Origin of the sequence: Micromonospora sp. DT15 (genome assembly GCF_049841475.1) — a bacterium.
Lineage (GTDB): Bacteria > Actinomycetota > Actinomycetes > Mycobacteriales > Micromonosporaceae > Micromonospora.
In genome coordinates this window covers 1-12,937 of record NZ_JBNCKJ010000011.1, presented here as the reverse complement: position 1 = coordinate 12,937, position 12,937 = coordinate 1, and the positions used below count along the sequence as shown (strand labels likewise).

Genomic DNA, 12,937 nt, shown 5'->3' with positions numbered 1-12,937 from the left:
CAATGGCGAGACGTGCGAGCGGACGTTACCACGCAGTAGGGCGCCGGTGTAGTGCCGAAATGGCGGCAGCCATGACCACCAGAAGGGCAGCGCCGAGCGCCATCACGACTGCCCACGCACCTCGTCCAGGGGGGTTCGATTCCGGAGGAGCAGCGGGATTTCGGTAGAGGGTGAGAGACGGTCCCTCGTGAACGGCTTCGAGATCACGAAGGGTCGCAGGGTCGACCTCGCTGGGCAGTTGGTGATGCACCACCACCCAGCGCACGCCGGTGGCCGAGACGGGCCGCCCTTCGGCCAACACCCGGCGCACCTCGCGGAGCCGTGGATTCTCCCCGGCCACCGCGACATCGCCGACCCGCAGTGTGTCGTCGGTCAGCACCGTCCCCGGCAGATAGCGCGGCAACGGATCCAGGACGACACGTCCCGGGTTCCACGGGTAGGCCCGGTAGGCGGACAGCGGCAGCGCGAGGATCTCCCCCGGCTCGCCGGCCACCCGCTCGGCGACCACCTGCCAGTCCGCCGGATAGCTCACCGGACGAAGCCGGCCGGCACCGCCGAAGGCGAGGTCCGGCATGACGGCCACCGGCAGGAGCAGCAGGCCGACCAGAACCACCCCCGCCACCTCCCGGTCGATCCTGGCCACCAGCCGCTCGGCTCCCAACGCGGCACACACCACCAGCAGCAGGGCGTACGGGGCCAGGAACTTCTGGCCGTCTCGAAGCAGCCCCGCACCCGGCAGATGCACCACCGCCCAGCGCAACGCGGCGGCCCCGCCGGGGAGCACCCCGAGGGCAGCGAGAAGGCAGGCGATCCCAGCGAGCACCGCCAGCCGCACCGCCGCACCCGGGGGCAGCCGACGCCGCAGCAGGCCGGCACCGACACCGGCCAGGATCAGCAGGAGCAGGGTCGCCAGCGGCACCAGCGGTGCCGCGCGACTGGAGGGGGTCGCCTGTGCGCTCCAGACGCCACCCGTACCCGCGAGCGCCACCAGCGGACCGGCCCAGTTCTCCGAACGCGCCGCGAACGCCGCCACCCCCGCCGGATCGGATGACCCGCCGGCGCCGGTGACCAGGGCCGCGGTCACCCAGGGGGCGTTGAGTAACGCGATGCCGCCCACCACGAGCGCCGACCGGCGAAGGCGCGTCCGGTCCCACACCAGCAGGACCACCGTGCCCAACGCGATCAACCCGCCGGTCGGGGTGATCGCGGCGGGAGCGGCGGCGAGCACCACCCGAGCGAGCGCGCCGTCACGACCCGCTCGCAGGTCCAGCGCCGCCCGGACCAACCAGGGCAGCGCGGCGTACGCGAGCAGCAGCCCCCACTGTCCGATCAGCAGCCGCTCGGCAAGGTAGGGCGTCCACGCGTACGCCACCGCGGCGAGCAACCGGACCGCGAGCCGTTCGGTCGGCACCAGACGGCCGGCGCCGACCGCGGCCAGGAGAACCGCCCCACCGAGCGCCACCCGCTGCACCGCCCAGCCGGGCACGAGCTGGGTGACCAGGGACATCAGTGCGTCCATCGGCACCGCCCGGGGCAGAGTCTGCGCCGGGGCGACGAGATCCCAAGTCAACGGCTGCCGGGGTACGAACACCATGTCGTACAGCAGCGCGTAGCCGGGTGCCGCGAGCGGGGCCAGCACCAGCACCGTGACAGCCGCCGCAACGGCGTACAGCGGCAGCGCGTCCCGCACCCGCCGCACCGGTGGGGCCCCGACGCCGGTGGTCTGCTCAACCATTCACGGTGCCGGCACCGCGCGGCCGACGGTGATCAGTTGGGTGCACACCCTGACCCCCGAGGTGCTCACGGTGACCTCGACGGCGTCCCCAGCCCCCTCCAGCAGGAAGAACACGTCGTTCAGCCCCCGCTTCAGGGTGATCACCCGGACGCTGTCCCCGAGACGGAAGATTGCCGTCGAGTCGCCCGAACTGACATAGCCGAAATGGATCGCGTACGGCCACTCCTCCAGGTACCCGTCCAACGGGATCCGGGCGGGCTGACCACCCTCCGCCAGGTGCCCACAGTCGGGCACCGTGCCGGGCACGACCTTCCGCCCCTGAACCACGACCGGACGAATCCGGCCGAAGTCGTCGAACATGAACGGTTTCTCGGCCTCCTCCACGAAGGTGGGTCGACGCTCGGCCGGGCGGAAGAAGTGCGACTGGAGATTGTCCGGCCAGAAGTAGCCGGCGATGACGCGGTCCGGGACGGTGGTTTCCAGGAAAACGGTGCCCGGCGCCGCGGCGGCAAGCTCGATCTGCGTCGTCGCGAGGTAGTCCCGTCCGTACTTGGTGCTCCAGTTGTCCCCGAAACGGGCCGTGCTCCACAGCGTGCCCACCCCGATGGTGGCCAGGACGACGATTATCGAGACCAGGCCGACCGCAAAGGCACCCGGCTCCCGCAGAACGGTCGGCACCGGCCACGCGGACACGTCCTCCTCATCGGCGTCCTTCGTCCCCAACAGGGCCGCGCCGACACAGATCGCGGCGACCAGCACCACGTCGGCGACGTACCGGGGAATGATGCCCACGAACGAGCCGAGCGGCCCACCGAGGCGGGTCACGGCGAAGAGCGCGGCGACCAGCCCGAGGTAGCACGCGAGCAGCAGCCAGGCCCGCCGGGCCGACGGGCGCCGCCGCGCGGTGACCACGATGAGAGCCCCCAGCACCGCCCAGGACAGCCACTTGGCGATGTCGTACGGGTTCACGGCCGGAGGACCGTCTCCGGCGTACGCCCAACGCCAGGGGCCGCCGAGCAGACCCGGAACGACGGTTTCGCCGACCAGATCACCGAGGAATTTGAGGACCTGACCGACGGATGTGGGCTCGTCCAACTCGCGGGCGGGACGGGTCAGATAGAACGCCAGGTACGCCCCCGAGAGCGCACCGAGCACCAGCCACGCCGGCCAGTGTCGGCGGACCGTCGTCACCAGGCTGCGCCAGGCGCCGCCCGACGTGAAGAGGAAGACGGTCAGCAGGAACAGCAGCGGCACGATCAGCAGGGACTTGGTGTCGAAGAGAAGGCCGAACACCACCCACAGGACGACCGCCACGAGGTGCCGCAGCCGGCCGGTCCGCACGTACCAGACCTGGGCCGTCGCTGCCATGACCAGGGCCAACTGCATCGGCATCACGAGCAGCCCGACCAGCCACAGCGAGGAAACCTCGAGCGTCAGCGGGCTGAACACGAACAGGCACAGCGGGATGAGCAGCCCCCAGCCCGGCCGGAGAAGATGGCGCAGCAACCGGTAGACGGCGAACCCGATCGCCGCCTGGCCGACCGCCAGCAGCACCACCCAGGGCCAGGTGACAAAGCCCGCCACCCGCACCATCGCCCACGCCACCAGCAGGCCGCCGGGCATGAGGTGGTTGTTGAAGGTACGCAGGAGGAAGTCCGCGTCCAACCGGGTGTCGAGGACCTGGGCAGCGATGACGAACTCGTCCTGCGAGAACCAGCCACGGGTGGCAAGGCCGGCGCGCCACGCGACGGACACGACGATGAGGGCGATCGCTACCGCGCGGACGCGGTCGGCGCGGAACCATCGGCCGACCGGCCCCGGCCGGTCGCCATCGGACGCGACGCGTTCCGGACGCGTCTCGGCCTCAGCTTCTGGCATTGACATGGTCGGCAGCCTGCCACACGCTTACACGCCGTGGGGACGGCCGTTCTCCCGATAACGCCACCGCAGCGCCCCTGGTCGCCCGTCCGTGCCCGGTCCGGATAACGTCGCGCGACAGTCGTCGGCTGCAGGTGCGCGTCCGGCCGGTGAAGACAGGAGCCGAAATGCGTGCAGAGGTGACCAGTGGCGCTGCCCCGGGGTCCAGTCGAAGCCGGCACACGGCCCGACGGTTCCGGCACCTGGTCATCTGCATCGCGCTGACCGCCCTCGCATTCCAGCAGGCCCCGGGTCAGGTCGTTCCCGACACCAAGGTCGACCTGAGCGTCAACCCGGCCGGCTGGCTGCTCCGCTCGCTGCACCTCTGGGACCCCACCGGCACGTTCGGTCAGCTACAGAACCAGGCATACGGATATCTCTGGCCGATGGGCCCGTTCTTCCTGCTCGGATCGGAACTCGGCCTCGCGCCGTGGGTGGTCCAGCGGCTGTGGTGGGCGCTGATCTTCTGTGTCGCCTACCTGGGAGTGGTACGGCTGGCGGGCAGGCTCGGCATCGGCACGCCCGCCGGACGCATGATCGCCGGTGTCGCCTTCGCGCTGTCACCCCGCATCCTCACCCAGCTCGGCTACGCCTCGGTGGAGTCCTGGCCCAGCGCCATCGCCCCCTGGGTACTCATCCCGCTGGTGGGCCTCGCCCGCGGCACCCCCCTGCGGCGCGCCGTCGCCGGGTCGGCCGTCGCCGTCGCCTGCGCCGGTGGAGTCAACGCCACAGCCGTGGCCGCGGTAGTGCCACTCGCCCTGCTCTGGCTCGCCACCCTCCAACCCGTACGCCGCCGCGTCACCGCCATCGCCGCCTGGTGTGGCGCGGTGGCGCTGGCCACGGCGTGGTGGTTGATTCCGCTGCTCGTTCTGGGGCGGTACAGCCCACCCTTCCTGGACTACATCGAGACCGCCCGGAACACGACCAGCGTCACCGACGCGGTGACGACGCTCCGCGGCGCCTCCTACTGGCTCGCCTACCTGGCCTCCCCGTTCGGGTCGATCCTTCCGGCCGGCGCACGACTCGCCAACGAGGCGCTACTGGTCGCCGCCACCCTGGTGGTCGCCGCCCTCGGTGTGCTCGGGCTGTCCCGACGGGGGATGCCGCACCGCCGGTTCCTCATCACCGGTCTGGTGCTCGGCGTCGCGCTCGTCGGTCTCGGGCACGTCGGTGACCTGCCGAACATCCTCGCCGGGCCGCAGCGGGAGTTCCTCGACGGCGTCGGCGCACCCCTGCGCAACGTGCACAAGTTCGACGTCCTGCTCCGCCTGCCCCTGGCCCTGGGCATGGCGCACCTGATCGGCCTGGCCGTCCGCGCGGCACGCACCGCGCCCGAGCAGCATCGCCCACGAACGGTCGCGCGCGCCTGGCTCACGGCCGGGGTGGCCATGGTCGCCGTCACGGCGGTTGCCACGCCCGCGCTTGCCGGCGGTCTCGCCACGCCAACCGGCGTCAAGGCGGTGCCCGGCTACTGGCATGAGGCCACCGACTGGCTCGACGCGAACACCGGGCGCGGGCGGGTGCTCGTCGTACCCGGGGCGCGCTTCCCCTCGTACGACTGGGGCAACACCACCGATGAGATCGCCCAGCCGCTGCTGAACAGCAGGTGGGCGGTACGAAACGCCATCCCCTTCACCCCACCGACCACGATCCGGCTGCTGGACGCGATCGAGTCGACACTCGCCACCGGCTCCGGCTCGACCGGGCTGGCCGACCTGCTCGCCCGGTCCGGGATCAGCCACGTCCTGTTCCGCGCCGACCTTGACCACGGCCGCTCCGACACGGCCCGCCCGGCAGTGGTCCGGCAGGCGCTGGAGCGCTCACCCGGGTTGACCCGCGTCACCTCCTTCGGCCCCCTGCGCGGCGGGCCCTCGTCCCCGGACGAGTTCCGCGACCAGGGGCTCGACGTGCCGGTCCGGGCGTTGGAGGTCTACCGGGTCGACCGGCAAGTCGAGCCGGTCGTCGCATACGACAGTGACGCCGTGACCACCGTGGTGGGCGGCCCCGAATCGCTCCTCGACCTCGCCGCGGCAGGGCAGCTCGGCGCGGCGCCAACGGTCCTGGCGGGCGATGCGGCGGCTGCCGGCGTCGCCGGTCCGGTCGCGATGACCGACGGGCTGCGCAGGCGGGACGTGTCATTCGGCCGAGCGCGCGACAACGCCTCACAGACCCTCACCGCCGACGACACCTTCGAGGTGACGGCACCCGCCCACGACTACCTGCCCGAGTGGGGAGCGCAGCAGTCCACCGTCGCTCGTTTCGAGGGCATCAGCGCGATCCGCGCGTCGACCGCCCGCTCGCAGGTGGACTCCCCCGGCGGCGCCCGCCCCGAGCACCAGCCGTACGCGGCGATGGACGGCAATCCCGAAACCTCCTGGCAGTCCGCGCCGTACTCGCCCAGCGACCGCCAGTGGGTCGAGGTAGGCCTCGCCAACCCGACACGGGTCACCCGGGTCGAGGTCTGGTTCGACGTGAAAGCCGACGCCCTGCCCACGAAGGTGACCGTCACCGCCGGGTACGAGAGCCGCACCATCGAACAGTTCAGCGATCACATGGTCTTCGAACTACCCGGCGTCCACGCCACCCGCGCGGTCCAGATCACGATCGACGACGCGTACGACCTCCGCTCGCTCGGCAACAGGTCGGTCGGCATCGCCGAGATCAAGATTCCCGGCATCCAGACCAGCCGGACCCTCGTCCTTCCCGCCGCACCGGCCACCGACCGGCCGGCGACCGTCGTCGTGGCGGCGGCGCCCACCACACCGGCCTGCTTCTCCGTCGACGGCCACCCTCGCTGCTCCACCGACGCCGTCCGCGGTTCCGAGGACGCCTCCACCATCGACCGGACCCTCACCCTGCCCGCCGCCGGCGCGTATGACGCCAAGCTGTGGGCGCGGCCGACGGCCGGCCCGGACCTGGACAACACTCTCGACAAGCTGGTGGCCGACGCACAGCCGCTGCGCCTCGCCGCGCAGGTCAGCGCCTCCTCAACGGCCGTTGCCGACCCGACCGGTCGGGCCGGCGCGGCGCTCGACGGGGACCCGACCACCAGTTGGTCACCGGCGGTCAGCGACGAGGCACCGATCCTGCGCCTCACGTGGCTCAAGCCGCAGACCATCACCGGGCTCAGGTTCTCCGTCGCCGACGGCGCAGCCGCCACCCGCCTCGGCAGTGTGCGGGTGGTCGGCGACGACGGTTTCCGAAGCAGCTTGCTCGGCGACGACGGGTTCCTTCGCCTGGACCCGCCGATGCGGACCGACGAAATCACCATCCAGTTCCTCGACAAGCCGTCCGCCACGAGCACGGACCCGTACAAGCTGCGGTTGCCGGAGAAGCTGCCCGTCGCGGTCGGCGAGGTGACCGTGCTGCCCGGAGCGACCATCGTCAAACCGCGCCTCGACGCACCCCTGACGCTGGCCTGCGGGTCGGGCCCGACGCTGCAGATCGGCGCGTCCCGGGTGACCACCACGCTCCGCGGCACACTCCGCGACCTGCTGGAACTGCGCGAGATGCCGGTGACGCCGTGCGGGCGGGCCACGCCCCGACAGCTTGACCTGGGCCGCGGGGAGCATCGCCTCGTGACCACACCGAGCAAGCTCGCCTCGCCGACTCGGGTCGCCCTGGTGCCGCGGACGCCCACGCCGACCCCGGCGGCGGCCGCCGGCACCATCGAGGTGGGCTCCTGGGGAGCCACCGAACGACGGGTACGGGTGGTCGATCACCCCGTCGACCGCGTACTCGCCGTGCGGGAGAACACCAACACCGGCTGGGAGGCGACCATCGGCGGGCGGACGCTGAAGCCGCTGGTGGTGGACGGATGGCAGCAGGGCTGGATCCTTCCCGCTGGCACCTCCGGGGAGGTGGTACTCCGCTTCGCCCCGGACACGACGTACCGGGCGGGCCTTCTGCTCGGCGGCATCCTGCTGGCGGTGGTGGTCCTCCTCGCGGTGCTGCCCGCCCGGCAGCCCACCGGGCGCACGTCGTCGACCGCCGTACCGCGGGGCCGTCGTCGGGTCACCCGATCCCTGCCGTTGTTGGCCGTCGGTGCCGCCGCGCTGGTGTTGTGGAGCGGTTTCATCGGCGGACTGCTGGTCGCGGCGGGGTTCATGCTGGCGGTACCCGGCCCACGCCGCCTGCCCTGGCCAGCCGACCCACGTCGGGCCAGGACGATCAGCCGGGCCGTCGAGACGTGGCTCCCCGGCGTGCTCGTCCTGCTCGCCGGGTGGCTCTATCTCAATTCGACGCAACGCAACACCGACGCCCTGCTGCAACTCATGATCGTCGTCGCCCTGGGCGCTCTCTGGCTCTCCACCACCGCCCGACGGCGGCCCGTACGCCGGGCCAGGCCGACCGCCGTGACCTCGGCCGTTGCGGCGACTGCGCTGGTCGGGGAGGAGCCAAACCCGGACCTGGCCAAGCCGGACCCGGCGGGGCCGGCCGACGGGCAGCTTCCGACCTTCTCGGAGGTCACGTGAGCCCTCGGCGACCCGTCCGTCCGACGGCAATGGAGCGGACGGCGGAGACGGAGCGGACGGCGGAGGCGGAGGATCCGGGCCGACGGAACAACGGTCTGGGCGCCGCAGGGATCAGCATCACCCTGGCCGGGGTGCTGGTCAACGGCCTGGCCTACCTGGTGCCGGTCCTGGCCGCCCGGCGGCTGGACCCGGCCGACCTCAGCGTGCTCGCCGCCGCCCTCGGTCTGGTGGCCATCGTCGGTGTGCCCGGGCTCGGCCTGCAACTGGCCGTCGCCGTGCACCGCGCCCGGCACGGCGCATCCGACACTCGGCGGCTCACCGCGGTCACCGCCGCAGTGTGCGCGGGAACCCTCGTCGCGGCGACGCCCCTGCTGGTCGTCGCCCTGGATCTCCCGGTCGAGATGCCCGCGCTGCTGGCGGTCACCACCGCGGCGATCGTGCTCTCCTCGCGCTCCCTCGGAGAGTTGCAGGGAAGCCAACGCTTCGTACGACTCGCCATCGGGATGGCGGTGCTCGCCGCCGGCCGCTACGGCGGCGTGATCGCCGGGTTGCTGCTCGGCACGGGCCCGACCGGCGCGCTGGCGGTCGGCGCGTTGACCGCCGCCCTCACCCCTGCGGTGCTGGCCCGACTCGCCCGCGAGCCGCAACGGTCGTCCACCGCCCCACGGCTGACCGTCGCTCAGGTCGTTGCCGGCTGCGGTGCGACACTGGCGATGCTCGTCGTCTCCTACGCCGACCTGCTGCTGTCCCGGCAACTGCTGCCCCCGTCGGATTCCGGGGCGTACTCGGTCGGCACCGTCCTGAGCAAGGGCGCGCTCTGGGCACCGCAGGTAGCCGCCGTCCTCGCCCTACCGAGGCTGGCTCGCGGTGACCGGCGCAGCCGAACTGTCGCCCTCGCGGTGACAGGCGGGTGCGGCGTGGTGCTCGTTCTCGCCTCGACGCTCGCCGGGGGGCTCGCCTTCCGTCTCGCCGGTGGGCCCGGCTACGACCACCTGGGCCGGTACGCGCCCCTCTTCGCCGCGGTCGGTGCGCTCTACGCGGTGACGTTCGTGCTGCTCAACGACCGCCTCGCGGCCGGCGCGCGCTGGGCGGCGGCACCGCTGTGGCTGGGCGTGGCCGGCCTGGTGGCCGTCACCGCGACCCTCCGGCCCCACACCGTCCCCGGTCTCCTCGTCGCAGCCCTGGGCACGGCCATCGGCACCACCGCGCTGATGGCGGTGACGGCCCGTCGGCGCGTCCCGGTTCCGGCGGCCGACCCGACTAGCCTTCCGCCAGCCAGTCCGTCAGCAGTCGGTGGTCGATCGAGTCCACCCGACCGAGCGGGCGACCCGAGGCCACCCGGTCCCGCAGCTCCGCCCGGGTGAACCAGCGCGCCTCCAGCAACTCCTCGCCGTCCACGCGTACCTCGTCGGAGGTGGCGGTGGCCCGGAAGCCCACCATCAGGCCGGCGGGGAACGGCCACGCCTGTGACCCCTGGTAGGTCACGTCGGTGACGGTCACGCCCGCCTCCTCGCCCATCTCCCGACGGACCGCGTCCTCCAGGCTCTCGCCGATCTCGACGAAGCCGGCCAGCGTCGAGTACGCGTCCTCGGCCCCGCCCGCGTGCCGGGCCAGCAGACAGCGCCCCGACCGACCGGGTGCCTCGACCAACACGATGATGGCCGGCTCGATCCGGGGGAACAGCAGACGTCCGCACTCCGTGCCGGTGCAGGTCCGCAGGTGCCCGCCACCGCCGGCGACGGCCGGCGCGCCGCACGTCCCGCAGAATCGCTGCTGCCGGTGCCAGTGCAACAACCCCCTGGCGTACGCCAGGACGGCCGCCTCGCCGGGTTCGAGTCGCCCGACCAGTGCCCGCACGTCGACGGAGCGCACCGCACCGGCCATCTCGACGGCGGACTGCTCGGGCAGCGCCGAGAGGTCCGCTGCGAACACGGCGGCCTCCTCGTCGAGCCCCAGGAAGACGGTCTCGCCGGCGGCGGACCGGACCAGTGCCGCGCGTTCCGTGCTGAGCCGGACCGGCCCATGCCCGTCGACGAGACAACGGTCCCGCCACATCGGCAACAACATGGCGGTCGAGCCGGTGAGCAGTGCGCCCAACCTCGTCGGATCGGTGCGCAACGGTCCCGCCCGGTCCAGCGATCCGCCCCCGTACGCCAACACCCGCTCCGCAGTGCCCACCCGGTCACCGTGCCACGTCGATGATCGGCCGTCGGCACCGCCCCCGGGCCGATGCGACACGCCGACCGACACGCGGTAGCAGCGCCGGCTGGGCGCAGCCGACGAGGACGGCCGGGCATTCGTTACCGTAGGTGGCTCCGGGAGGGAGGACCTCCCGCGGCACCCTGGCGATCGAGGTTGCAGTGACGCTGTACGGCGAAAACAGTCCACCCGCCGACGACCGGCCCACCGTGCAGGTCACCGCGGTCACCTGGCCGGACGGACCTGAGCCGGTCACCACAGCCGCCCCCGGCGAGCCGGACGGCAGCCCGCGCCGGCCGCGTCGGGTGCGCATGCTGCTCGCCGCGGGCATCACCGGTGGCGTCCTCGCCGCCGTGGCGGGTGCCGGCGCCTGGGCGTACGCCGGTGATGTTCCCCGTGGCACCAGCGTGCTCGGCACCGAACTGGGCGGCCGGAGCCGCGCGGACGCCGACCGGGAGTTGCGGGCGGAGCTGGACCGGCGGGCGGCAACGCTGGCCACACCGCTGAAGGTCACCGTCGACGGGCGCACCGCCGAGATCAACCCCGCCGACGTGGGGCTGACCGTCGACGTGCCGGCGACCGTCGCGGCAGCCGCCGAGGCCGACGCGCACCCGGTCAGCCGGTTGGTCGGCTCCCGCACCGTCGAGCCCGTGGTGACCGTCGACGTGGACCGGTTGGACGACGCCCTCCGTAAGGTGCTCGGCGACCAGGCCCAGGGCATGACGATGCCGGCGATCACCTATCAGGGCACCACGCCGAAGGTCGTCCAGCCCAAGCCCGGGCTGGCTCTGAACCCGGAGCGTTCCGCCGAGGTGGTCCGCACCGGCTGGTTGGCCGGCGCCCCGGTCACCGTTCCCCTTGTGGAAACCCACCCGGCGACCACCGCCGAGGAGTTGGACCGGATGGTCAGCGAGCTGGCGAAGCCGGCGGTCGCCGCACCGGTCACCCTGCGGACGAACAAGGGCCAGGTGACGATCCCGCCCGCCGCCATCGCGAAGAGCCTCCGGTTCGGTGCCGACAAGACCGGCAAGCTCACCCCCTCGGTGGACGTCAAACGGCTGCGGGCGGCGCTCGGCGACAAGCTGACCGCCATCGAGGTGCCGCCGAAGGACGCCACGATGACGATCTCCGGTGGCCGGCCGACCGCCAAGGAGGGGAAAGCCGGGCAGCAGCTGGACACGGCAGCCCTCGGTCGAGACCTGCTGGCCGTGCTGCCGAAGGCGGACGGCCGCGAGGTGACCGGCGAGTTGAAGCCGACGCCGCCGCAACTCACCGGGGAGAAGCTCGCCGGGCTGGGCATCAAGGAGCGGGTGTCGACCTTCACCACCCGGTTCACCGGCGGCATGGCCTCGTCGCGCAGCCAGAACATCGCGACCATCGCGAGGAAGGTGGACGGCACTGTCGTACTGCCGGGGAAGACGTTCTCGCTCAACGGGCACACCGGCGAACGCGGCTACGCCCAGGGCTACCGGGACGCACCCGTCATCCTCGACGGCAAGCTGGTGCCGGGCGTCGGCGGCGGCACCTCGCAGTTCACCACCACGCTGTTCAACGCCACCTACTACGCGGGCCTGGAGGACGTCGAGCACAAGCCGCACTCGTACTGGTTCGACAGGTACCCGGCGGTCATCGAGTCGACAATCTTCTGGCCGAATCTGGACTTCAAGTTCCGCAACAACACCGAGTACGGCGTGCTCATCGACACGTCATACACGTCGAGCACGATCACCGTCTCGATCTGGAGCACGAAGATCTACGACAGCGTGAAGACCGAGTACGGGCCGCGCCGCAACATCACCACACCGAAGCAGATCCACCTGACTCCCGGCCCCTCGTGCATCGAGACCAACGGCATCAACGGCTTCACCCAGGACGCCTTCCGGGTCATCAAGAAGGGCGGCGCGGTGGTCAAGCGGGAGAAGTTCACCTGGCGCTACGACGCGGAGCCCCGCTACGTCTGCGGTCCGAAGACGTCCTGAAGCCCGGGTCCGGCTGGAGTCCGGGGTCAGCTCAGGTCCGGGGTCAGCTCGGCGGCGTTGTCGCCGTGCTCATTGCGCTTGCCACCCTGTGGTGGCATCGGTACAGCGCGACTCTCCTGCACCCGGATCTCGGCCCGGAACCGGTGTGCCGCGGGGTGCCACATCTCCTCGAACGGACCCATGACCTCGCCACCGATACCGCGGCGACGAACCCGGGACGCGAGCCACCAGAGGGTGCCCAGGACCGCCGCCAGGCAGCCCACAAACACCACAACTATCAGGACCTCATCCACAGGCCGAGCCTAGCCCTGGGCGCCAGGCCCAGCGCCGAACCACAAACCCCCGGACGTCGGCCCTTGCCCTCTGTCCCCTGACCTGACCCCCCCACCCGCAAGATCGTGCAACATCCTGGTTGTAGTGGTCTCCACACACCGCGAAACCACTACAACCAGGATCGAGCGTGACCGTGACGGGTCTCCGGGTTCAGGGACCCTGATGACCCCCGGAAAAGGGGGGAGACGCAGAGAAGCCCACCCCGAATTGGGGTGGGCTTCTCTGGAAGATTGTCCGGCGGCGTCCTACTCTCCCACACCCTCACGAGTGCAGTACCATCGGCGCTGGAGGGCTTAGCT

The 12,937-nt window shown here is 71.9% G+C and carries 7 protein-coding genes; 3 read left to right on the top strand and 4 right to left on the bottom strand.

Annotation, left to right across the window (positions count from 1 at the left end; translation table 11 throughout):
- Positions 1-25: 25 nt before the first annotated feature.
- Together ACLQ3F_RS23230 and ACLQ3F_RS23225 are read right to left on the bottom strand one after the other, a co-directional pair.
- Entirely contained in the window at positions 26-1,735 is a 1,710-nt protein-coding gene (locus ACLQ3F_RS23230) for a hypothetical protein (protein ID WP_425851376.1), read from the bottom strand.
- Positions 1,736-3,613, bottom strand: coding sequence for a hypothetical protein (locus ACLQ3F_RS23225; protein ID WP_425851656.1), 1,878 nt, complete (start codon positions 3,611-3,613; stop codon positions 1,736-1,738).
- Between the two features lie 167 nt (positions 3,614-3,780).
- Between ACLQ3F_RS23225 and ACLQ3F_RS23220 the strand changes: the two genes are divergently transcribed.
- Entirely contained in the window at positions 3,781-8,127 is a 4,347-nt protein-coding gene (locus tag ACLQ3F_RS23220) for an alpha-(1->3)-arabinofuranosyltransferase (protein ID WP_425851374.1), read from the top strand.
- A gap of 29 nt (positions 8,128-8,156) precedes the next feature.
- Positions 8,157-9,491, top strand: a complete 1,335-nt coding sequence (locus tag ACLQ3F_RS23215) for a lipopolysaccharide biosynthesis protein (RefSeq protein ID WP_425851654.1) — start codon at positions 8,157-8,159, stop codon at positions 9,489-9,491.
- On the opposite strand, the gene nudC is transcribed toward ACLQ3F_RS23215, so the two are convergent.
- Positions 9,388-10,305, bottom strand: a complete 918-nt coding sequence (gene nudC, locus ACLQ3F_RS23210) for an NAD(+) diphosphatase (RefSeq protein ID WP_425851373.1) — start codon at positions 10,303-10,305, stop codon at positions 9,388-9,390. The two genes, ACLQ3F_RS23215 and nudC, sit on opposite strands and share 104 nt — an antisense overlap.
- A gap of 182 nt (positions 10,306-10,487) precedes the next feature.
- Here nudC and ACLQ3F_RS23205 point away from each other — a divergent pair, with 182 nt between their 5' ends.
- Positions 10,488-12,305: a VanW family protein gene (locus tag ACLQ3F_RS23205; RefSeq protein ID WP_425851371.1), complete on the top strand. Its 1,818-nt coding sequence runs from the start codon at positions 10,488-10,490 to the stop codon at positions 12,303-12,305.
- A 26-nt stretch (positions 12,306-12,331) separates the two neighbouring features.
- On the opposite strand, the gene ACLQ3F_RS23200 is transcribed toward ACLQ3F_RS23205, so the two are convergent.
- Positions 12,332-12,598 carry a hypothetical protein gene (locus ACLQ3F_RS23200; protein ID WP_425851369.1) on the bottom strand — a complete coding sequence of 89 codons (267 nt, stop codon included), beginning with the start codon at positions 12,596-12,598 and terminating at the stop codon, positions 12,332-12,334.
- Positions 12,599-12,937 lie beyond the last annotated feature (339 nt).